This window comes from Labrys sp. ALF-8 (genome assembly GCF_059699065.1).
This window is the reverse complement of sequence record NZ_AP048537.1, coordinates 3,321,217-3,343,507: the sequence shown is the minus strand read 5'-3', so window position 1 is coordinate 3,343,507 and position 22,291 is coordinate 3,321,217. Positions and strand designations below refer to the sequence as shown.

23 protein-coding genes are annotated in these 22,291 nt (G+C 62.9%); 13 read left to right on the top strand and 10 right to left on the bottom strand.

The features are described 5' to 3' along the window. Positions 1-186: 186 nt before the first annotated feature. Positions 187-1,167 (bottom strand): GlxA family transcriptional regulator, encoded by a 981-nt coding sequence (locus AC6H34_RS15415; protein WP_497539332.1) that lies wholly within the window; start codon positions 1,165-1,167, stop codon positions 187-189. A 129-nt stretch (positions 1,168-1,296) separates the two neighbouring features. Between AC6H34_RS15415 and AC6H34_RS15410 the strand changes: the two genes are divergently transcribed. From AC6H34_RS15410 to AC6H34_RS15375, 8 genes are all read left to right on the top strand, one after another. Beyond that, positions 1,297-1,617: a putative quinol monooxygenase gene (locus AC6H34_RS15410; protein WP_497539331.1), complete on the top strand. Its 321-nt coding sequence runs from the start codon at positions 1,297-1,299 to the stop codon at positions 1,615-1,617. A gap of 190 nt (positions 1,618-1,807) precedes the next feature. Continuing rightward, complete coding sequence (locus tag AC6H34_RS15405; RefSeq protein WP_448149118.1) at positions 1,808-2,140, top strand: BufA1 family periplasmic bufferin-type metallophore; 333 nt, start codon at positions 1,808-1,810, stop codon at positions 2,138-2,140. A gap of 59 nt (positions 2,141-2,199) precedes the next feature. Continuing rightward, positions 2,200-3,129: an MNIO family bufferin maturase gene (bufB, locus tag AC6H34_RS15400; RefSeq protein WP_497539330.1), complete on the top strand. Its 930-nt coding sequence runs from the start codon at positions 2,200-2,202 to the stop codon at positions 3,127-3,129. After that, positions 3,116-4,096 (top strand): hypothetical protein, encoded by a 981-nt coding sequence (locus AC6H34_RS15395; protein WP_497539329.1) that lies wholly within the window; start codon positions 3,116-3,118, stop codon positions 4,094-4,096. Before bufB ends, AC6H34_RS15395 begins: the two co-directional genes overlap by 14 nt. Continuing rightward, complete coding sequence (locus AC6H34_RS15390) at positions 4,093-4,965, top strand: HvfC/BufC N-terminal domain-containing protein (protein ID WP_497539328.1); 873 nt, start codon at positions 4,093-4,095, stop codon at positions 4,963-4,965. Before AC6H34_RS15395 ends, AC6H34_RS15390 begins: the two co-directional genes overlap by 4 nt. Beyond that, positions 4,962-5,474, top strand: a complete 513-nt coding sequence (locus AC6H34_RS15385; RefSeq protein WP_497539327.1) for a DoxX family protein — start codon at positions 4,962-4,964, stop codon at positions 5,472-5,474. The genes AC6H34_RS15390 and AC6H34_RS15385 overlap by 4 nt, the downstream gene beginning before the upstream one ends. Further along, complete coding sequence (locus tag AC6H34_RS15380; RefSeq protein WP_448149123.1) at positions 5,474-6,103, top strand: sigma-70 family RNA polymerase sigma factor; 630 nt, start codon at positions 5,474-5,476, stop codon at positions 6,101-6,103. Before AC6H34_RS15385 ends, AC6H34_RS15380 begins: the two co-directional genes overlap by 1 nt. Next, entirely contained in the window at positions 6,103-6,780 is a 678-nt protein-coding gene (locus AC6H34_RS15375) for an NrsF family protein (RefSeq protein WP_448149124.1), read from the top strand. The genes AC6H34_RS15380 and AC6H34_RS15375 overlap by 1 nt, the downstream gene beginning before the upstream one ends. A gap of 48 nt (positions 6,781-6,828) precedes the next feature. On the opposite strand, the gene AC6H34_RS15370 is transcribed toward AC6H34_RS15375, so the two are convergent. Beyond that, entirely contained in the window at positions 6,829-7,701 is an 873-nt protein-coding gene (locus AC6H34_RS15370; RefSeq protein WP_497539897.1) for an outer membrane protein, read from the bottom strand. A gap of 333 nt (positions 7,702-8,034) precedes the next feature. On the opposite strand from AC6H34_RS15370, the gene AC6H34_RS15365 reads away from it, so the two are divergent. Next, positions 8,035-9,054, top strand: coding sequence for a DUF5995 family protein (locus AC6H34_RS15365; protein WP_448149126.1), 1,020 nt, complete (start codon positions 8,035-8,037; stop codon positions 9,052-9,054). 29 nt (positions 9,055-9,083) lie between these two features. Here AC6H34_RS15365 and AC6H34_RS15360 read toward each other — a convergent pair whose 3' ends face one another. Continuing rightward, positions 9,084-10,067, bottom strand: a complete 984-nt coding sequence (locus AC6H34_RS15360) for a Gfo/Idh/MocA family protein (RefSeq protein WP_497539326.1) — start codon at positions 10,065-10,067, stop codon at positions 9,084-9,086. A gap of 558 nt (positions 10,068-10,625) precedes the next feature. Beyond that, positions 10,626-11,024 (bottom strand): Crp/Fnr family transcriptional regulator, encoded by a 399-nt coding sequence (locus AC6H34_RS15355; RefSeq protein ID WP_497539325.1) that lies wholly within the window; start codon positions 11,022-11,024, stop codon positions 10,626-10,628. A 602-nt stretch (positions 11,025-11,626) separates the two neighbouring features. Between AC6H34_RS15355 and AC6H34_RS15350 the strand changes: the two genes are divergently transcribed. Next, complete coding sequence (locus AC6H34_RS15350) at positions 11,627-12,217, top strand: IMPACT family protein (protein WP_497539324.1); 591 nt, start codon at positions 11,627-11,629, stop codon at positions 12,215-12,217. Between the two features lie 132 nt (positions 12,218-12,349). Here the strand turns inward: AC6H34_RS15350 and AC6H34_RS15345 are convergent, their stop codons facing one another. Further along, a complete protein-coding gene (locus AC6H34_RS15345) occupies positions 12,350-13,162 on the bottom strand; it encodes a class I SAM-dependent methyltransferase (protein WP_497539323.1) in 813 nt (270 codons plus the stop codon). 236 nt (positions 13,163-13,398) lie between these two features. Then, entirely contained in the window at positions 13,399-14,517 is a 1,119-nt protein-coding gene (locus AC6H34_RS15340; RefSeq protein ID WP_448149131.1) for a hypothetical protein, read from the bottom strand. Between the two features lie 55 nt (positions 14,518-14,572). Here AC6H34_RS15340 and AC6H34_RS15335 point away from each other — a divergent pair, with 55 nt between their 5' ends. Both AC6H34_RS15335 and AC6H34_RS15330 read left to right on the top strand, forming a co-directional pair. Continuing rightward, on the top strand, positions 14,573-15,298 hold the full coding sequence (locus AC6H34_RS15335) for a pyrimidine 5'-nucleotidase (RefSeq protein WP_448149132.1): 726 nt from the start codon (positions 14,573-14,575) through the stop codon (positions 15,296-15,298). 172 nt (positions 15,299-15,470) lie between these two features. Continuing rightward, the gene (locus AC6H34_RS15330; protein WP_497539322.1) at positions 15,471-16,103 is read left to right on the top strand and encodes an SH3 domain-containing protein; all 633 of its coding nucleotides are present in this window, start codon (positions 15,471-15,473) and stop codon (positions 16,101-16,103) included. 88 nt (positions 16,104-16,191) lie between these two features. On the opposite strand, the gene AC6H34_RS15325 is transcribed toward AC6H34_RS15330, so the two are convergent. From AC6H34_RS15325 to AC6H34_RS15310, 4 genes are all read right to left on the bottom strand, one after another. Further along, positions 16,192-17,058, bottom strand: coding sequence for an SDR family oxidoreductase (locus tag AC6H34_RS15325; RefSeq protein WP_497539321.1), 867 nt, complete (start codon positions 17,056-17,058; stop codon positions 16,192-16,194). A gap of 93 nt (positions 17,059-17,151) precedes the next feature. After that, positions 17,152-18,288 (bottom strand): molecular chaperone DnaJ, encoded by a 1,137-nt coding sequence (gene dnaJ / locus AC6H34_RS15320; protein ID WP_448149135.1) that lies wholly within the window; start codon positions 18,286-18,288, stop codon positions 17,152-17,154. 81 nt (positions 18,289-18,369) lie between these two features. Then, positions 18,370-20,271 (bottom strand): molecular chaperone DnaK, encoded by a 1,902-nt coding sequence (gene dnaK / locus AC6H34_RS15315; protein ID WP_448149136.1) that lies wholly within the window; start codon positions 20,269-20,271, stop codon positions 18,370-18,372. Between the two features lie 360 nt (positions 20,272-20,631). After that, positions 20,632-21,024 carry a methylglyoxal synthase gene (locus tag AC6H34_RS15310; protein ID WP_448149137.1) on the bottom strand — a complete coding sequence of 131 codons (393 nt, stop codon included), beginning with the start codon at positions 21,022-21,024 and terminating at the stop codon, positions 20,632-20,634. Between the two features lie 176 nt (positions 21,025-21,200). Here AC6H34_RS15310 and AC6H34_RS15305 point away from each other — a divergent pair, with 176 nt between their 5' ends. After that, positions 21,201-22,199 (top strand): BMP family lipoprotein, encoded by a 999-nt coding sequence (locus AC6H34_RS15305; RefSeq protein WP_497539320.1) that lies wholly within the window; start codon positions 21,201-21,203, stop codon positions 22,197-22,199. Positions 22,200-22,291: the final 92 nt, after the last annotated feature.

The following is a 22,291-nucleotide window of genomic DNA, read 5'->3' as shown; positions in this document are numbered from 1 at the left end:
TTCCGCTCCGGCCCTCCCGGCTCCATGCGGTCTGCTCCGAGCCTCCGACTGAAGGTATCGGCACCGCGAGCGCTCTTCGTAGCGTTCGCGGCGAAGAGCGATTGAATGATGCGAGGCTTGAAGCATGCTCGGAAAGAGCAAGCCGCCATGGGCCCCGACCGCGCCCACGTCGCCCGGTCTTCCGCGCTACCCCTGACGCGACTTCGCCCAGGCGCGGTAGGCTCCAGGCGTCATTCCCGAGAACCGCTTGAAGCTCCTGCGAAAGCTCGCTTCATCGTCAAAACCCGCAGCAGCCGCGACCTGCTTGACGGTGGCAGGGCCGCCTTCGAGCGCAGCCCTGGCCATCTCGAACCGAACCCTGTCGATGAATTGCTTGGGAGACTCCCCAGTAGCTCCGCTCAGGCGACGATGGAGCGTCCGTTCGGACGTGCCGAGGCGCCGGGCAAGGTCCGTGGTCGTGAGCCTTTCGCCGGCCGCCTGCCGGACGATCCTTTCCGCATCGATCACGGCCGGGTCCGATGCAGCCAGGTTGCCGATCGGCACATAGACGGCCTGGCTGGAAGGGGTGGTGTCGACAACGGCGAAATCAGCCGCGGTCCTGGCTGCATCCGCTCCGCAAAGCGTGCGGACGACGTGCAGTGCAAGGTCGATCCACGACAATGGGCCACCGGCGCTGACGACGCGGCGATCTTCGATCAAGGCGGCGCCCCAGGCCGCTTCCGCATGCGGATAGCGGCGCTTCATCTCATCATGCAGCCACCAGGTGGTGGTGCACCGGCGACCGTCGAGAAGTCCGGCTTCGCCAAGCAGATAGACGCCGCTGCATGAACCGCATGCCAGCGCACCCCGCGCGTGCTGCCGGCGGATCCAGGCAGCGGCCGGGCGGTAGCCGGACATAGCGGGCGGCTGCATCCTCTCATCGGGCACGAAACCGGGCACGATGACGGCGGCACAGGCGGAAATCTCGCTAAGAGCCCTGTCGACATCGAGGTGACGGCCATGTCCGTCGATCACGGCCCGCCCATCGATGCTGGCGGTCAGCACTTGAAAGGGTCGAACGCCGTCTCGGACTCGTTCGATGGCGTTCCGGGCCAGCGAAAGGATATCCACCAGGCCGATGAAGCCGGAAGCGAGACATCCTTCGGATCCCAGAATGACGATGTCCACGCCCGGCCTCTCCAGTTCTTGGCCGATAATGCACGAGCAATGGCGAAGCCGCCATCCTCTCCGCCTATCCTCCCGCCGCTACAGTCTTTCGGACGCAGGCACTGGCCTGCAGGATGAGGAGATGCGGCGATGACCACACCAGCTGGCGTTATTACCTTCAAGGCAAAAACCGGACAGGGCGAGGAAGTCGCGCGCCTGATTTCAGCGGCCCTTCCCCATGTCGAAAGCGAGGCTGGCACGCTCACATGGCTCGTGCTGCGCTCGAACGCAGATCCCGACGAGGTGTTTCTCGTCGATCTCTTCGCCGATGCCGCGAGCCGGGAGGCGCATATGAACGGAGAGGCCGCTAAACTCATTTTCTCGACCGTTCCGGAGCTCCTCGCGGCAAGACCGGCGATCCATCCGGCAGATCTGCTTGCCCGAAAAGATGCGCCAAGCGGTCCGCAATAGCGGTTGCCGAACCATTGCATCCGGCTCCCGTGGACCGGGGACCGGCACCCTTTTTTAACGATGCAAAATAGATTTCGGGAGACCGCGTAACCTTTCAGCCGCCGCGGAGAACCTTGAAACGGCGGACGGAAAAATCCCGCCTGGGCGACCTCCTCGGCCGCCCGTCCATCCCTTTCATTGGAGACTGCCTATGTCCAATCGCATGCTATCCACCTTCATCGTCGGCGCTTTCGCAACCGCGCTCGGCTCGGTGTCCAGCGCTCCCGCAAGCGCTGTGGAGTTCACCGCCGCCCAGAAGAAGATCCAGGCCGAGCACACCGCCGTCGTCAAGGCGGGCAAGGTCGAGCCCTGCTTCGGCACCGCCGTCAAGGGTCAGAACGATTGCTATGCGGGCCCCGGCACGACCTGCGCCGGAACCAGCACCGTCGACTGGCAGGGCAATGCCTTCAAGCTCGTCCCGAAGGGCAGCTGCACCTCCATTTCCACTCCGAACGGCGCGGGCAGCCTGACGCCGAAGTCCTGACCCGACTGACGGGACCGGCCATGGCCGGGCCGGTCCCGTCGCTAGCTGTGGAGGTACTCATGCCCGACACATCGCCCTTCCCGTCCGGCGACCGCCTGCCGCCCCGCGCCGGGGTCGGCCTGAAGGCCGAGCACTACCGCACCATTCTCGAGACCCTGCCGGACATCGGATTCTTCGAAGTCCATGCCGAGAACTACATGGGGGCCGGCGGACCTCCCCATCGCTATCTGACCGCGATCCGGGATCACTATCCATTGTCGCTGCACGGCGTCGGCCTTTCGATCGGCGCTGATCGCCCACTGGACCCGGACCATCTGCAGCGGCTGGCGATGCTCATCGAGCGCTATCGCCCCGCCTCTTTCTCCGAGCATCTCGCCTGGTCGACGCATGATGCCGGGTTCCTGAACGATCTCCTGCCCTTGCCCTACACGAGCGAGACGCTGCGCCGCGTGGCAGGTCATATCGACGAGATCCAGGACAGACTCGACCGGCAGATGCTGCTCGAAAATCCGTCGACCTATCTCGCCTTCGCCGAAAGCACCTATTCGGAGACGGACTTCATTGCGGAGATCGTCGCACGCACGGGATGCGCCCTGCTGCTGGACGTCAACAACGTTCATGTCGCCTCGGTCAATCAGCAATGGGATGCCTTTGCCTACATCGACAACTACCCGCTGGATCACGTCCGGGAAATCCACCTGGCGGGTTTCGCGCGTGACGCCGACGAAGACGAGCGACCGCTGCTCATCGACAGCCACGACCGCGCAGTGGATGAACTCGTCTGGAAGCTCTTTGCGCACACGATCAGCCGGATCGGCCCCACGCCGACGCTCATCGAATGGGATGCCAACGTCCCCGAATGGCCGGGCTTGGAATCGGAGGCGCGACGTGCCGAAGCGGTCATGTTCGGCGCCGCGGTGACCAACAGCGCTCTGTGCGCCCCCCAATCGTCGGGCAACATCGGAAGATTCGAATATGACCGCTCGTAAAGTCGCCGTCTACTACGCCTGGAGCCGTCCGGATGAGACCGGCGCGCCGCTCGCCGTCATCGAAAATCGCTTCCCTGCGCTCTTCGAAAGCCGCCGGATGCTCTATCCACGCTTCGAGGAACTATCGGATCCGAGGTGCTTCGATCAGGGCGTCGCCGGCTTTCTCGACCACATCATGAAGAAGAACTTCACGGCCTTCGTGGAACAGGCCGGGCTCCAGACGGGACGGCCCGTCCTTGAAGTGGAGCGCGTCCTGGACAACGGCCGGCAATCCATCCTGGATGAGGATCTCCTCGACAGTGTCGACACTCTGATCGTCATCGGCTTCGATTCGCTCCGCAGCGGCCAGCAGGCCACGCAGGCGGAACTGCATGCGGTCCGCGCCTTCCTGGGCCGGCCCGGTAACCTCCTCGCCATCTGTCCCCATCACGACATCGGACATGCCGACGGGCTTTCGGACCTCGACCGCCACCACTCCCAGGAGGCGGATTTCCTTCATCACGGCGACAAAACGATTCCACCGCAGCAGGGCTTCGGGAGCTTCGCACGGTCGCTGCTGGCGGGCCTCGGCGTGCCGGTCGAGAACCGGTTCGGTCTTCGGCCCGCGACCGTGCCGGATGGTTCGCCAAAGCCGCTCGACATCGACCAGACGCTGGACCGCAACAGCCTTCTGGACGGCGTGACGACGTTCAACCTCCATCCCCATCTGCCGCATTTCGAACGGCTCGGGGAGGCTATCGGGAAAATGGAAGTGCTGGCGCGCCAGCAGATCGACCTGTCCGCACCACCCCATCCCTTCACAGCGAACGGGCGCTCAACATTCGATGCCCTGCTGCAGTCGGGACCGGGCGTGTTTGCCGGCAATCTCCTCGTCGGCGATGCCACCCTCTGGAGTTCCACGGCCGGGGGCGTGGACAGCCTGCGCCGGTTCTGGACGAATATCGTGCAGCGAGGCCACCGGCCATGACCAATCCGACAATGACCGATATCTGTTCGGACAGGGAGCACGTGAACACCCGCGAAGCCGGCTTCGAATGCCTCGACGCGCGCCAGGCAGGCTTTGCGAGGGCGCTGCTCGATCCGGGCTGCCCCGTGCCGCCCGGACTGGTCGGTCCCGGCGGACGGGCGAGCACGAAGCGCTTCAATGTCTATCGCAACAACGTCGTCGCAGGACTCGTGGCCACGTTGAGGGATGCCTATCCAGCCGTCGCCCGCCTGGTGGGTGACGCGTTCTTTGCCGCGATGGCGCGAATCCATGTCTCCAGCGCGCCGCCGCGCTCACCGATGATGTTCGACTATGGTGCCGGCTTCCCCGATTTCGTCGGCGCGTTCGAGCCTGCGCGGAGCCTTCCCTATCTGCGGGACGTCGCGCGTATCGAGCGGGCCTGGCTCGAAGCCTATCATGCCGCCGAGGCGCGGGCGCTCGATCCGATCGTCCTGGCCCAGGTCTCGGCGGATGATCTGCCGAACCTGCGCCTGCTGCTCCATCCCTCGCATCGCCTGGTCCGCTCGCGCTATCCGTCTCTCGCAATCTGGCGGACAAATGTCGAGGACGGCCTGTCGCCTCATGTCGATCTCGACGCCGGCGGCGAGGACATCCTGATCATCCGGCCCGAGGCGGAGGTCGAACTGCGGTTGCTTCCACCCGGCGGAGCCGAGTTCGTCCAGGCCCTCGCCGACGGACGCACCGTCATCGAGGCATTCGAGACCGCGGCGACGGCCGATTCCCGCTTCGACCTGCCGGCCAATCTCTCAGGCCTGATCGAGGCTCATGCCGTCGTGGGTTTCGAGTTCGGTCCCGATCTCTCGCTCGACGTCACGAGGCAGCTGCAATGACTGCGGCAATGTCGTCTCTCCTGGTGAAGTTCGATTCATGTATTGCTAGGCTCGCTGCCTGGATCGGGTGGCTCGGTTCCGTCGCGGCCCCACCGGTTGCCCGAATTGCACTGGCGCTGCCGTTCCTTCGTTCGGGCCTGACCCGCTGGGACGGCTTCCTGTCGATCTCACCGGGTACTCAGTATTTGTTCGAGGAGCAGTTCAAGCTTCACATCTTTGGCAGCCTCTATGATTTTCCTCAGCCCGACACGGTGGCGTTTCTTGTCGACCTAGCGGAAATCGCGCTTCCCGTACTGCTCCTGATCGGGCTTGCCACGCGTTTTTCGGCTCTTGGCCTCCTGGTCATGACGGGAGTCATTCAATTGGTCTTTCCCGACGGCTGGATGAACTTTCATCTCTATTGGGCGGCCCTCGCGCTTGGCGTAATGGCACTTGGCCCAGGACCGCTGTCGCTCGATCATTGGATGAGGCAGCGGCATTCCCTTCGGACGTTGCAGGGCGCTCGATAATGGCGGAGGAAGGCCGCGACCGACTGAAGCTGGTGGCGTCGCGCTCCGGGCCGCGGCCGCAAAGCGATGCCGAACGCGTGAATCGCTATGAGCTCGACTGGTCGATCCTCATGGCACGGGCGCAGGACGGCGACGGCGCGGCCTATCTTCGGCTTCTGCAGGAGATCACGCCGTATCTGCGTTCCCGCAGCGCCCGATATCACCGCGACCCCAGGGATATGGAGGACACGGTCCAGGATATATTGCTGACCCTGCATTCGGTCCGCCAGACCTACGACCCGACGCGCCCCTTCGGACCCTGGCTCATCGGGCTTGCCAATCGCCGTGCATTCGACCGGCTGCGCCGGCAGGGCCGCCAGCGCGCTCACGAAGTGCCGCTGACGGCCGAACACGAAGACGTCGCCGCCCTGAACGAGTTCGAAGGCAATACGGAGCGATATCGCCTCGAAGGCGTGATCAATGATTTGCCGCCCGTCCAGCGGCAGGCCATACGAATGCTGAAATTGAAGGAGATGTCACTGAAGGAGGCTGCGACGGCAAGCGGAATGTCGATCGCATCCTTGAAGGTCGCGACCCATCGCGCCATCAAGAAGCTCCGCGACATGCTGACGGATCGGGACGAAAAGTGATGGAAACAACCGATCTCATCCATTCGCTCGCCGAAAACGTGACGCCGGTCAAGCGCTTGCGCCCTCCCCTGCTGCGGGCCGGCTTATGGCTGCTGCTCGCGGCCATCATCATGGGAGGCCTGACAGCCATCCACGGACTGCGTCCCCAGTTTGCCGAGCGCATGCAGGAACTGTCGTTCACCACGGGCATGGTCTCATCCCTGCTGACCGGGATACTGGCGAGCGTGGCGGCCTTCATGCTCAGCCTACCGGACAGGTCGCGTCTCTGGCTCCTTCTGCCCGCTCCGCCCCTGGCCGTCTGGCTGGCGAATATCGGCTACCAGTGCTTTGCCGGTTGGACCAGCCTGCCCCCCGGTTCCGTTACCGTCGAAGCGGCCTCGAGCTGCCTCACCACGCTTGTCGTCACGAGCCTGCCTTTATCACTGGTGATGCTCATCATGCTGCGCTATGCGGCGCTGCTGCGCCCGGTCTCGGTGATCCTGGTCGGCAGCCTTGCGGTATCGGCGATCACCTCGACTGCACTGTCGATGTTCCACCCTCTCGATGCCACGGTGATGGTGCTGGGATGGAATCTGGGAACGGCTGTCCTGTTCACGGGACTCGCCGCACTGTTGGGGCGGCGCGTATCCAGGCGAAGCCGTTCGCAGTCTCCCTCGAAGGAGGGGCGGGATCCATGAGCCTCGGCGATGCGAGGAGAAAGCCCAGCGAAAGCCGGGCTTCTGAGATCAGAACCTGTAGTTCATGCCCAGACGCAGTGTCTGGAAGCGAGCGGCGTCCTTCCAGGTGATGGACTCGTCGTCACCCTCGCCGGTGTAGCTGATGATGTGGCGCTTGCTTCCGAGATCCGTGTACAGATACTCGGCCTTGAGCGAGACGTTGTCGGTCAGGGCGTATTCAGCGCCGGCGCCCAGGACCCAGCCCAGGCGCACTTCGGTCTTCGAGCCCTCGAACCCGCCGGTCCGGTTGAAAGCCCCATCCTGGCCGCATTCAGGCGTGCACCACCAGAAGCCGTATTCCTGCCACTTGTAGCTGGCCGAACTTTTCACCCCACCGAAGGCGAGTCCGCCGGTGGTGTAGACGAGAAGGCGATCCGTGGCCGTAAAGCCAATCCGTGGGCGGATGGATCCGAACCATTCGAGCCTGCTCGTCGCGTCCAGCTTTTCTCTAAGGTGATAGTTGTATTCGGAGAGCGGCGGCTCCGTCGCGTCCGGATAGGGGATGAGATCATAGGTATCGTTGGCACGATACTTGTTTCGGATACCCGTATAGTTCAGGTCCGCCTCGACGCCGAACACGAAGCCGTCGACTTGATGATTGTAGCCTGCCTGAACACCCCCCGACAGGGCATTGCCTTTTGATTTGCGCAGACCGGGGAACCAGCCATTGGCGACCGTACCCACATCGCCATTGTCGGAATATGCGACATCATCGATGCCGGTAGACGGGCTCCAGCCATACCCGACATTCGCGCCGGCGTAGAAACCGGTCCAGTTGACCGGCGCACCCCCCGGTGAGATCGGGTCGGCGGTGGCAGGATAGATCGCCAAGCCCAAACTTGAAAGAATAAATGCCGCAGCGGCAAGTAAAAACCGATTCATGAGAGCCCCCGAACTCGCTATGGCACCTATATCTTGACCACCTGGGGAAATCTGTTGCCCGTCGGCAACAGGCATGAATTGTTTTACGAATAGAGCAACGTTTTGTTTCAAAAATTCAACGCATGCCCATGCGGGGATGGCAGGCTGATCGGATGAGCCCACGACAAATGGCACGCCGGCGTCCGCTTCTCCACAATCCCGCCGACGGGTCAGCACGGCGTCCTTCTTCGAGCGCACGACAGCCAATCCCGCAAACAGGGGAAGCCCGAGGACCGCGGTACTGGTATTTACGCTGTCGATGGCTGCGGCGTCGCCGCCACGAGGGGCCTGAAGATGGCGATCACAAAGCGACCGAGCATTCTTGCGCCGTTTCCCTCGCCGGAGCATCTGGCGAGCGGGACGCCCTACAGGGTCAAGGACGGCGACAATTGGTGGAGTATCGCCAACGCCAACCGGATCGACGTGGGCGCGCTGATCGCGTTCAACTTCAAGACCTCCAATCCCGACGAGATCAACTGGTATCTCCGAGAGAAGGTCGGCTGCAGGCTGGAGACGCCGGACCACGACAATTACCGCTTCAGCTCCAAGGACGTTCCGGGCACGATCTACATTCCGAGGCTGGCCCCGCCGCCACCGCCGCCCTGTCCGAACGACTTCAGCAAGTCGTTCGAGATCGAGTTGAAGGAGGCGATCCGCACCAAGCACCAGAGCGTCGACGTCGCCAACCGATTCTTCCGCACCGTCGGTGCGGTCGGACGCACCGGCCGCTTCATTCCGACGATCATCGACACCAAATACTGGTTCGCCAAGCTTTATGAGATCACCACCGGCTTCGAGATCGGCGCGGCGCGGGACTACAAGCAGCCCGGCTTCGTCCTCCACTTCATTCCGGTCTTCTATAACATGTACAACCGCGCGCTCGATGCCTGGGAGGCCGGCGGTGCCGGGGTCTCGCCTCTATGGCGCGTGCATTTCACGAGCACAGGGCGGCCCGACAACGATTCCGTCCTGGGATGGTCGGGCGGAGTGATAACCAGCCTCATCACCGGCGTGACCGCCCATATCCGGGGCGATATGGGCCAGGCGCTGGAGACGGCCTACCGCTCCTACATCAGCAAATATTGCCTCGATCCCGCACCTCCCTTCGATACCTACAAGGAAGACTTCTTCGCCATGGGCACGGTTTTCAACCAGGCGCGGATGGCGGCGATGTCTCTGGTGGCGTCCCTCGGCCCGATCCCGGAGGCCGGCGTCAAGATCGGGGACGCGCTCGGGGCCGGCCTCGACGTAAACCAGGTCAACCAGTGGCGCGCGGAAGCATGGGCCGATGCCAAGCGGCGCCTGGGCCAGTAGGAGGAGGCAACTGCGTGGGATGGCGCTCGCTACTCCGTCGGGTAGCGCAGGCCGATCTGCCTGCGGATGGTGTCGAGCGTCTCCATGATGCCGACGGTTTCCTCGGGCGGCAGAATCTCGCCGGAGAGCCTGCCTTCCCTTACCAGCCTCTCGATCTCGTCGGCCTGATACTGCATGCCGCGCCCGGGGACTTCGGACGAGAAGGTCTCCAGCACCTTTTCGTGCCGGTCGATGACGCGGAAGGAGGTCGGTATGTACCAGGTGGCGGCAAATTCGATCCGCGCCTCGGTGCCGAGAACCACGGCCACATTCGGTCCGCCATTGTCGCTGGTCGAAATCGTCGTCGACATGGCGCCGCCGGCATGGCGGAAGATGGTGGCGATCTCGGCATCGGCACCCGTTTCCTTGAAACGGGCCATGGACACGATTTCCTCGGGCTTGCCGAGCACGTCCCAGGCGAAGGAAATCGGGTAGATGCCTAGATCGAGCAGCGCGCCGCCGCCGAGTTCCAAGGCGTTGAGGCGGTGGGCGGGATCGCTCGGCAGGTCGCGGGTATGGTCGGCGATGACGGAGTACACCTTGCCGAGCACCCCGGAACCGATAATCTCGCGGACGCGAACCATATGCGGCAGAAAGCGGGTCCACATCGCTTCCAGCACGACGAGCTTGCGAGCCTCCGCGAGGTCGACGATACGGCGGGCCTCGGCGGCATTGATCGTGAATGGCTTCTCAATCAGCACATGCTTGCCGGCCTCCAGGGCCATGAGCGCGTTTTCGGCATGCATGGGATGAGGGGTGGCGACATAGACCAGGTCCACCTCCGGATCGTCGCAGAGAGCCTTGTAGCTGCCATGGGCATTGGGAATGCCGAAGGTCTTGGCGAAGTGGTCGGCACCGGCCTGGCTGCGCGAGCCCACGGCCACCACCTTGTGTCCCGTGAGCTGCAGATCCTTGACGAAGAGATCCGCAATCCAGCCGGTGCCGAGAATTCCCCAGTTCAATCGATTCGCCATCGTTCCATCCTCCCTTTTTCGCCATTCTGCAGGTCTGTCTCAGAATGACAAATGCTGATCGGATCCGTCTCCACTGCAGCAGGGATAATTGGGCCCCAAAGCCGAACTGGTGATCTCGAACGAAGATTCTGAACCCGGCTTGTTGCAGGAGAGGTCTGGCAGGCTGAAGGATTGGGCGAAGCGGTAGGCCGGGTGCGGCGCCATCACAAATGCCCTTGGCCCCAGGCGCCGTCCGAGACTGACTCGCACCTGATTGCCGGCCCCGGCGGCCTGAATCAACATCTGTCCCGGCGATCGCGGTCGTCTCGCTCGGGAAGATGCATGCTGCCCGTTTTTGACACGCGACATCGTGGACCCATCGGTCCTCACCGATCGGTCGGCTGCGGGACTATCCTTGCAGTTCCTGGTGGTCTTGTCGTTCCCGGCTCACGACGAGACGCCCCGTCTTCCGGAACTTGGATTTAGCCGTGATCAGATAAGTTAGCTCAACCTTGGTTCGGCACAAGATCCGTACCTCGGACGCGCCAAGGTTGAGCGTAGCATGAATTCTCATGCTGCTCACAAGGCGGAATTAGTAGCCCGCAGCCGCTCGACAATTTCCGAGAGGACGTACCATACGAAATTCGGCATGGTTTCGACCATGAATCGAAATTGCTTTGGATCCAGCAGCGCGATCTCAGAATATTCCAGAGCCTTTGCTTCAGAGAGACGTGGGTTCTTGTCGATTATTGAAACAACTCCGAATGACCTACCCTCGCCGACGATTTCAATAGTTTTATCTCGGCTACTTATTTCTACCTTACCAGTTAAAACTATGTAAACGTATGATGGCGGATCCCCCTCACGAAATATTATGTCACCCACCCCATAGGTGATTACAGTTCCGATGCCTCGGGCAAGTTGTCGAAAGTCTATTGGGGCGGCAGAAGATTTGGCGGCGGAAGAAAGGTCGTTCATTGGATACCTCGCAGCAATTGGTGCATCATCCCAGAACAGCGACACAATTCATTTCCCCATTTTGCACGAGGTCTTGCGATTGCATCGATACGCTATAGAATTGGCGCAGCTCTTACAGACTTCGGCAATGTAAACAACGACTAATATTTGTAAGCACCTATAGTGTGACACCTCCGTGACAAGAAGAAAAGAGGCTGAGGCCGGGAACGGTGACTTTATTTGCTATGCATCCCGCCATCGCCGTTCACGCCGAGGACATCTTAACAGGGGCGATTGCGCCAAAATAATCGCCTCGTGCTTGAAAGTAGCTTTTACGATCGACATCGGTCGACCGCCTGCTCCGCCAAGGCCGAACTCTTTGACTACGGGCACTTTTACGGGTTAACGCTGCAAGCTATGCGTCATTGGCCCAATTTCAACTTAAGCGCGAAATTTCCCCTTGCGAACCGCAATGGACGCCGCCTCATGCACGCCCTCGATATTCCAGACATGTGCGATATCATCCACGCCGCGCCTTTTTGGCGGTTGAAGTGCAGCGGCCGGGGCGAACACACGAGGCAAGGGCGGGCGACTGCCGCTGCCCCTAACCAATTGGCCGTTTCATGTTCCTGCTCGAAAGCCCCGTAGCCCTGGAGCAAACCATCAAGAAAAGCCGCTTCATCGCAACGGCGCTGCCTGTCTCAGACGAGGAGGCGGTCAAGGCGTCGATCGCCGCCCATTCCGATCCGCGTGCCAATCACAATTGCTGGGCCTGGCGAATCGGGGCGACCTACCGGTTCAACGACGACGGCGAGCCCGGCGGTACGGCTGGCAAGCCCATTCTTCAGGCGATCGACGGGCAATCGCTTGACCGTACATTGGTGATCGTGGCGCGTTGGTTCGGCGGCGTATTGCTCGGCACTGGTGGCCTGGCCCGCGCATATGGAGGTACGGCTGCTGCTTGTCTTCGCACCGGCACGTTGCTGGAGCAGGTCGCCGCCCTGCACGGGACCATCCGCGTCGGATTTGCGGACCTGGCCCTGCTCAAGGCGCGTATCACAGGATTTGGCGGCGCCAGCATCCTTGCCGAAACCTTCCGAAGCGACGGCGCCGAAATTGCCGTAAGTGCCCCGAAAGCCCGGTTCGCGGATCTCGCGCGCCTGATCGCCGACTGCACCAGCGGCCGGAGTTCGCTAAAGGAGGGAGAGGACTGAGCCTGAAAGGGGTCTGCGCCGCTCCTGCGACACGATGACGGCATGCGCGACGGGAAGGGCGATTCCGGCCGATAGAGGCCATCTCCGTTCAGGCGATCGCACGGCGTGCAAGGCGGGGGATAGCCGAACGCCTCAGGCTACCGCCATGATGACATGCGCCTGGATCTTGGCGGCGACCTCGCCGCTTCCATGTCTGTGGGCAATCGCGGACTCGACGTAGTCGGTAGCGGCATCCAACCTTGCTGGATCCCGGGCCTCGATTTCCTTGCGAAGGGGTGTCCCCTGGCAATAAGCAACGGCCGGAAGACGCGGCGAGGGTGCCCGGCTCTGTTCGGCTCTCGTCTCGATCACCACATGGGAGAAACCCGCGTCCGCCAGTTCCCGACGGATCAGGGCCGTATCATGGTAGCCGTGCGGCGTGCGCGCCAGAAAGCGGGGCGGATCGTCCGGAAAGATCTTCGCGAGAGCATTGGTGACATCGTCTGCAAATACATTCTCCTCGATGCGGTCCCACACGTTGAACAGAAAACTTCCGCCTGGCTTCAGGACACGCCTTGCTTCACGGTAGCCGGAGACTCGGTCTGGAAAGAACATGGCGCCGAACTGGCAACATACGAGGTCAAAGGCCGCATTTTCAAACGGCAGCGCGAGAGCATCCGCCTGGCGCCATTCGATGCGGGCATCGGGGGGCTGTCTCGAAGCGGCATAGTCCACCATGGGCTGGTTGAGGTCGGTCGCGATATAGCGCGCGCCTCGGGGCAGCCTCGGGGCCAGCGCACGGGTGACAACCCCGCTCCCCGCGGCGGTCTCCAGAACCGAGCCCGGCGACAGGGACGTTGCGCGTCCTGCGATATCCGCGGCATAGGGCTCGAAAATCAACGGCACCATATAGCGGTCGTAGTTTTCCGGAATCGAGCCGGCGAACACCTTGTCGGGCTCCAGCATGGCCACTCCCCCTGTCACCATTCGATGACCCGCAAAGCTACCATATGATTGCCTGCGATTGGGGATCTTCGACCGGCTTCGAGGTAGGAGATCGTATCGCTGGAGCGCAGCATATGACCGATCGCCAGGAACTGACACTGCCCGGATCGCGCGCCCGTGGCCGACATTCAAGGTTTGCGGCCCATGGGTGCTTTCCCGCAGGGCTGCGGGGTCACCGGCGGACGAAACTAATGCCATCACCATGCATTGAGGTCGCTGACGAGTTGCTTGTCCAGGGATAGGCTTTCCATGCCGCTGGAAAGCAAGATGCCACCTCGGTCATGGTGCCCACTGCCGGGCATGTTGCGCTTGTGGTGCAGGAAGTGGCCGACTTCGTGCGCCATCACGCCGATGAATGCTTCCCCGTAGTCGAAGACAGGTGGATTGCCCTGGTCGACGACCACGCACACCTGTTCATCGGGCAGATACTCGCCCGCCGCCTCGGTAGCCGTTGCGTCATAATCGCCGACGAGAAAGCACGTGATATCGGCGCCGCGCCTCTTCAATGGAACGATATCCTGCCGGAAGACATCCCGGGAAATCTTGGGGCCCAGGACTTTCGAGACCGTAATCCAAGTGGCGTCGGCGAGGGTGAAGAAGATGTTCGTCTGAGCCCCGAACGTCCAGTTCAGCTTGGTGAGGAACCAGGGCACGTCCTCCGGCGTCCATTTCGTGGCGTTGATCAACTCGCCCGATTGATCCAGGCGCTTGAGGAACCTGAACGCAATCGTGAAGTCTTTGCGCGGCAGAATGGCGACCTCCAACCTGATGACCATGTTGCCGCGCGTGGCCGTGAGCTCCGGAATGCCGCTCCCGTTGGCCGAGACCTTGAGCGCGCGCGCCAGACTCTCCGGCCTTGCGGTGGCATACAGCGCCGTACGCAGGCGCAGCAGTTGATCCTCGCGCTCCTGGCCTCCCTGTTTCCCATAGCGGGCGGCGATATATTCCTGGGCGACGCGTTCGACCTGCTCGAGGCGCACGACCTCAACCTTCAACCGATCGGGGTCATACGACAGGTGCACGTCCTTGCTGTCGCGGAGACAGACCAGGTTGAAGCTTCCCCTCGGGACGATCATGAAGCTTTGGGCGGCAAACACACCAGAACGCTCCAAGAACTGAACGAAGCTTGCCATGGCGTCCCCCAACCTCAATCCACGATGGTGTCGCCCCTGGTCCATCGTGCCAAGGATAACCACCGTGAACATTGCTGTCCGGTGAGCGGAAACATAGCGGAAATCGTCATTCCAAGGAAACGGATCGGCATCCGATCGGCAATCGCCGCTGTGCATCGCGAACGGAATGATGGTGTCCTGCAATCCGTCCTTAACATTGCCGCAAGATACTGTCATATCTTGTGGGTAGAGACGGGCAATGGACCAAACTGTTTATTCAAGCAAAGAGAAACTGGCGTCAGATTTCGCCCATGTTGAAACCTGGGTGTTCGATCTCGACAACACGCTCTATCCGCATCACGCCAACCTCTGGGAACAGGTGGACAACCGCATCACCACCTGGATGGCGGATTTCTACGGTGTTGACGGGCTCAGCGCCCGCGGCCTGCAGAAATACTACTATCAGCGCTATGGCACATCGCTGCGCGGGCTGATGATCGACGAAGGGGTGGATCCCGCCAACTTCCTCGACTTCGCCCACGAAATCGATCATTCGCCGCTGGAACCCAATCCCATGCTGGGGACAGCGCTGAGTCTCCTCCCGGGCCGCAAGCTGATCTTCACCTCCGGCACCACGCGCCACGCGATGAACATCATCAGGAGGCTCGGAGTGGAGGATCATTTCACGGATGTCTTCGATATCGTCTCTGCCAACTACCTGCCCAAGCCGGCCGCCGACACCTATGCCAGCTTCTTCGCCCGCCACGACGTGGACCCCTCCCACGCAGCCATGTTCGAAGACCTGTCGCGCAACCTCATCGTGCCGCATGAACGAGGCATGCGCACGGTCCTGGTGGTGCCGCGGCACGACGCTGCCATCGTGCGCGATGCCTGGGAACTGGAAAGGACCAAGGCCGAGCACGTCGACTACATCACGGACGACATCGCGGGCTTCGTGACGGACCTGGCCCAATCGCTCGGGTAGTTCCCGGCGTCGTTCCCACGGAAATATTCATCAGACCACTTGGCGATTACGCTCCGTCATAGCATTCTCGCCGGCGTGAAAGCTGTTCGGCTCCGGCCGGGGAGCGACTTCCACATTATGGAGTCACGCAATGCCGTCAAACCGGCCCTATACTTTAGCCCTATCGGCGCGTATGCGCGCCTTACTATGGACCCTGCTCGCCATCTCCATAGCCGGCGGTGCAAGCGTCCTCTCGGCCACCGCAGCCAATGCCGCGCAGGCCTATGCCACCTCGAACGTCAACATGCGCGCTGGCCCGGCCACGGACTACCCCGTCGTCACAACGCTCTCGGCCGGCGAACTCGTAACCATCTACGGCTGCCTCAGCGACGGATCGTGGTGTGATGTTTCCACTCCCGGCAATCGCGGCTGGGTTTCGAACAACTACCTGTCTTCTGCCCGGGGTTCCCACGTTGGGCTGGCCGCCCTGGCCTTGCCGGCCGTGGTCTTCAGCTATGCCTATTGGGACAATTATTACGCCCATCGTCCCTGGTACAACACCTGGTGGGGCCATGGACGCCCGCGGCCTCCCTATTACCATCGCCCCGGCTATCCCCCTCCAGGCGTTCGTCCTCCCGGCGTTCGCCCGCCTGGAGTTCGGCCTCCGGGCGTCAGGCCTCCGGGATACCGACCGCCGCATGGACGGCCGCCGCATGTGCGCCCGCCGGGCGTGAGGCCGCCTCATGGAAACAGGCCCGGCGTGCGGCCCCAGCATCCCGGCAAGCGGCCGGTTATCCCCCCAGGCGGCCGTTTCCGGACGCAATAGCCAGGCATCCCATATGAAGTGCATTCGCCGCGAGGAGCCCAATCCTCGCGGCGAACTACGTTTCAGACCGTGCGATCCAGATGGCGAATCATTCCGTGCGCGCGCAGACGCCTATGCCCTCGCGATAGGTGGGATAGGCCAGCCGGTAGCCGAGTTCCTCGCGAATGCGACGGTTGGAGACGCGCTTGTTTTCGCCATAGAAGGAGCGCGCCATCGGTGACATCTGCGCATCCTCGTAGTCGATCTGCGGTGGCGGCTCGACGCCCAGCCGCCCGGCGGCAAAGGACACCACATCCTGCGGCGGCGCGGGCTCGTCATCCGTCACGTTGAAGAACGGGCCAACCTTGGGATGCTCGATGCCCGCCATCACGGTGCCGGCGATATCCTCGACATGGATGCGATTGAACACCTGGCCAGGCTTGACGATGCGCCGTGCCGTGCCCCGCTTCAGATTGACGACGGCATTGCGGCCGGGCCCGTAGATGCCGGCAAGGCGGAAGACCTGCGCATCCGCACCCCGCTTCCGGGCGAGATCAAGCCATTCCCGCTCCACCTCGACGCGAACCGCGTTGCGCTCCAGCGTGGGACGGAGCGGCGCACTTTCGTCGATCCAGGCGCCGCCGGCATCCCCATAAACGCCGACGGTAGAGAGATAGCCGATCCAGGAAAGCTGCGATGCGCGGGCCAGGGCCTCGCCGCAATGGCGCAGCACCGGATCGCCCTCGTCATCGGGCGCGATCGAGGTGAGCACATGGGTGGCGCGGGCGATCGCCGCTTCCAGCGCCGGTGTGACGCGCAGGCCATCGAAGGGCAAGCGCTCGACGCGCGGCAGTTCTGGCAGCTTCTCACCAGGCGTCGGCGAGCGGTAGGTCCCTGCGATATGGACGAAGCGATCGCCGTACCGGGCCGCGAAATGCGAGGCGGTATAGCCGAGGCCGAAGATGAGAAGGTTCATGAGGCGCCCTGGGAGCGCGGACATCCCGTCCGCTCTTGAAACCGCTGCGTCTGCCGACAGGGGAGAGCGGACGGGATGTCCGCGCTCCCGGCGCTACTGCCCGAGCCCGTCGAAGAAATCACGCACCTTGGCGAAGAAGCCGGCGCTTTCCGGCTGCGTCTCCTTGGAGGATTGCTCGTCGAACTCGGCAAGCAGTTCACGCTGGCGGCGTGTGAGGTTCTTCGGCGTCTCGACGAAGAGCTGCACATACATGTCGCCATGCTCGCGCGAGCGCAGCACCGGCATCCCCTTGCCGCGCAGGCGTATCTGCCTGCCGGTCTGTGTCGCCTCCGGCACCACGACCTTGGCCTTGCCGCCGTCGACTGTGGGCACCTGGAACTCTCCGCCCAGCGCCGCCGTCACCATGGAGATCGGCACGCGGCAATGCAGGTCGGCGCCGTCACGCTGGAAGAACTCGTGCGGAACGATGGACAGGAAGATGTAGAGATCGCCCGAAGGGCCTCCACGCGATCCCGCCTCGCCCTCGTTGGCCAGGCGAATGCGGGTGCCGTCCTCGACGCCCGCAGGGATATTGACCGAGAGCGTGCGCTCGCGCGTGGTGCGGCCGGCGCCCCCGCAGGAGGGACAGGGATTGTCGATTACCTCGCCGCGCCCCTGGCAAGTCGGGCAGGTCCGTTCGATGGAGAAGAAGCCCTGCGTGGCACGCACGCGGCCGTGGCCGGCGCAGGTCGCGCAGGTCTTGGGCCGGGAGCCCGCCTTCGCCCCGGAGCCGGAGCAGGCTTCGCAGGTCACGGATGTGGGGATCTTGATCGTGGCGGTCTTGCCGTTGTAGGCATCCTCCAGGCTGATCTCCATGTTGTAGCGCAGATCGGCGCCGCGCTCGCGCCCGCCGGCACTGCCACGCCGGCCCCGCCCGGCCAGGTCCTCGAAGATGTCGTTGAAGATGTCGGAGAAGGAACCGAAGCCGCCGCCGAAACCGGCCCCGCCGCCGCCCATGCCGCCCTGCTCGAAGGCAGCGTGGCCATAGCGATCATAAGCCGCCCGCTTCTGAGGGTCCTTCAACGCCTCATAGGCCTCGTTCACTTCCTTGAACTTGGCCTCGGCATCCTGGTTGCCGGGATTGCGGTCGGGGTGATGCTTCATGGCCTGCTTGCGGAAAGCAGCCTTGAGCTCGATCTCGGTCACCTCGCGGGTAACCTCAAGCACTTCGTAATAGTCACGCTTGGCCATAGGGTCCGCTCAAATATCCCCGATGGAATGTGCGAAAGCCCCCGCCCGGAACGGCGAGGGCTTCCACGCTAGATGTGCAATTTACGCACGCTTCTTGTCGTCGTCGACTTCCTCGAAGTCGGCATCAACAACATCGTCGTTCTTCGCGCCGGCCTCGCCGCCCTCGGCACCGGCAGCCTGCTGCTGCTGGTAGAGCGCCTCGCCCAGCTTCATCGCAGCCTGCTGCAGTTCGTTGGTGCGGGCCTTGATGGCCTCGGCATCGTCGCCTTCGAGGGCGGACCTCAGCGAAGCGATGGCCGATTCGACCGTGGACTTGTCGGCCGCGGAGATCTTGTCGCCAAGCTCCTTGATCGACTTCTCGGCCTGATGAACCGCCGCATCCGCGTGGTTGCGGACCTCGACGAGTTCACGGCGCTTCTTGTCTTCCTCGGCGTTGGCCTGGGCGTCCTTGACCATCTTCTCGATGTCGGCATCGGAAAGACCGCCGGAAGCCTGGATGCGGATCTGCTGCTCCTTGCCCGTCGCCTTATCCTTGGCCGAGACGTTGACGATGCCGTTGGCATCGATGTCGAAGGTCACCTCGATCTGCGGCATGCCGCGGGGCGCCGGCGGGATGCCGACGAGATCGAACTGGCCCAGCGCCTTGTTGTCAGCGGCCATCTCGCGCTCACCCTGGAAGACCCGGATGGTTACGGCCGTCTGGCTGTCCTCTGCGGTCGAGAAGGTCTGGCTCTTCTTGGTCGGGATCGTCGTGTTGCGCTCGATCAGACGGGTGAAGATGCCGCCCAGCGTCTCGATGCCCAGCGACAGCGGGGTCACGTCGAGTAGCAGCACGTCCTTGACGTCGCCCTGCAGAACGCCGGCCTGGACAGCGGCGCCGATGGCGACCACTTCGTCCGGATTGACGCCCTTATGGGGCTCCTTGCCGAAGAACTGCTTCACGACCTCCTGGATCTTGGGCATGCGGGTCATACCGCCGACCAGCACCACTTCGTCGATCTGACCGGCAGCCAGGCCCGCATCCTTGAGGGCCTTACGGCAGGGCTCGACCGTGCGCTGCACGAGATCGTCGACCAGGCTCTCGAACTTGGAGCGCGAGAGCTTGAGCGCCAGATGCTTCGGACCCGTCGCATCCGCCGTGATGTAGGGCAGGTTGATCTCGGTCTGCGCCGTGGAGGAGAGCTCGATCTTCGCCTTTTCGGCAGCTTCCTTGAGGCGCTGGAGAGCCAGCTTGTCCTTCTTGAGGTCGATGCCCTGCTCGCGCTTGAACTCATCCGCCAGGTACTCGACCAGGCGCATGTCGAAGTCCTCGCCGCCGAGGAAGGTATCGCCATTGGTGGACTTCACCTCGAACACGCCGTCGCCGATCTCGAGGATCGAGACGTCGAAGGTGCCGCCGCCTAGGTCATAGACCGCGATGGTGCCGGCTTTCTTCTTGTCGAGGCCATAGGCGAGCGCCGCAGCCGTCGGCTCGTTGATGATGCGCAGGACTTCGAGGCCGGCGATCTTGCCGGCGTCCTTGGTGGCCTGGCGCTGGGCGTCGTTGAAGTATGCGGGAACGGTGATGACGGCCTGCGTCACGGCCTGGCCCAGATGAGCCTCCGCCGTTTCCTTCATCTTCTGAAGGGTGAAAGCCGAAATCTGCGACGGGGAGTAGGACTTGCCGTCCGCCTCGACCCATGCATCGCCGCTGGGCGCGCGGGTGATCTTGTAGGGCACCAGGCCCATGTCCTTCTTCGTCATCGGGTCGTCGAAAGTACGACCGATCAGACGCTTGATGGCGAAGAACGTGCGCTCGGGATTGGTCACAGCCTGGCGCTTGGCCGGCTGGCCCACGAGGCGTTCGCCATCATCGGTAAAAGCGACGATGGAGGGCGTCGTGCGCATGCCCTCTGAATTCTCGATGACCCGGGCGCTCGTGCCTTCCATGACGGCCACGCACGAATTGGTGGTGCCGAGGTCGATACCAATAACTTTAGCCATAGTTTTTCATCCTTCCTTTTCAGCAGACCGGCGCGCCCCGAAGCAGCAGCGCCTAGGCCGGGAAAGCCCTCAGGAACCCGGCCGGCCCCTATCGGAAACCCCGCGACTGACGTGGATTAATCACGGGTTCGGCGGGTATATAAGGGGGGCTTTCCCGGGCCGCAAGGCATGAAAGCAGCCTTGCCGACAAGGAATCTTGGAAAAGATCCAGAGGCACCGCCCGGTCTCGGTCTCCTCCGAACCCTGGCCCGCCCCGGAAGGCTGCGCCGCAGCGGAACGGCGCCTTCGAAGGCACCACCGCCTGCGACGTCCAGCAACTCGCCCTCGCAGCCCCCCCGGCGGCCCAGAATCACTCGCCCGTCAGTCCAGGTCGACCATCTGCCGGATCAGCATGTCGGCCGTCGAGGGATTGCAGGCCATGGGGATATCATAGACGAGCACCAGGCGCGTCAACGCCTTGACGTCCACGTCATGCGGCATCGGCGTCAGGGGGTCCACGAAGAAGAACAGGCCGTGCACCTGCCCCTCGGCGATCAGGGCGCCGATCTGCTGATCTCCGCCGAGCGGGCCGCTCTTCAGGGCCGTGAGCGACAATTCCGGGCATGCGGCGAGCACGCGGCCGCCGGTCGTGCCGGTAGCCACCAGATCGAACCTGGCCAGAATGGCGCGGTGCGTCTCGGCGAAGGCGACCATCTCGTCCTTCTTCTGGTCGTGGGCGATGAGGGCGAGCGTGCGTTTGACAAGCTTGGCCATACAAAATCCTCGTTATGAATCCGCGTCTTCCGTTCGCTTTGTGTGAAAAGCATGGGCAAACGCACAACACCCCTTCTCAATAGCGCAACAGCCATGCCATGTTCACGTCAAGGCAATGTCGGGTGCGATCGCCATTGCCCTCCATCCACGAACGAGAAGAAGCGCGGGAGAGCGTGATGAAATCGACCCTTCTTGGCCTGGCCGTCCTGCTGAGCCTCGGCACGGCCGCCTATGCAGCGGACAAGCCCGGCCCGGCCATCATCTATGATCTGGGAGGCAAGTTCGACAAATCCTTCAACGAGGGCGCCTATAACGGTGCCGAGCGCTGGAAGAAGGAAAGCGGCAAGACCTATCGGGAATTCGAGATCACCAACGCTTCGCAGCGCGAGCAGGCCCTGCGCCGCTTCGCCAAGGACGGCAACAATCCGATCATCGTGCTGGGCTTTGCCTATGAGGACGCGTTGACCGCCGTCGCCAAGGCCTATCCGAAGACGCAGTTCGGCATCGTCGACGACGTGGTGGACCTGCCCAACGTCGCCTCTTACATCTATCGCGCCGACGAAGGCTCCTATCTCGCCGGCTATCTCGCCGCCAAGACCTCGAAGACCGGCACGATCGGCTTCGTCGGGGGCATGGACATCCCGCTGATCCGCGCCTTCGGCTGCGGCTACGCGCAGGGCGCAAAGGCTGCGAATGCCAACATCAAGGTCATCCAGAACATGACCGGCACCACGCCGGCCGCATGGAACGATCCCGGCCGCGGCGCCGAACTGACCAAGGCGCAGATCTCGCAGGGCGCGGACATCGTCTATGCGGCGGCCGGCCAGACAGGCCTGGGCGTGCTGCAGGCGGCTGCGGACGAGGGCAAGCTCTCCATCGGCGTCGACTCCAACCAGAACGGCCTGCATCCGGGCAAGGTCCTGACCTCCGTGCTCAAGCATGTGGACGAGGCCATCTATGAAGGCTTCAAGTCGGGCGAGGCCGGCACCTTCAAGACCGGCGTCAACGTGCTCGACCTGAAGAAGAACGGCGTGGGCCTGGCCATGGACGACAACAACAAGTCCCTGGTGAGCGCCGACAACAAGGCCGCCATCGATCAGGTCACCAAGGACATCGTGGACGGCAAGACGGTCGTGCATGACTACCAGACCGACAACACCTGCCCGGTGAACTGATCGGGAGCGAGGCGGGTCTTCGAACCCGCCTTCTCGCCCCGAAGGAGCAGGAAGAGGCACGGACTTTGTCATACCCGGGCTTGTCCCGGGTA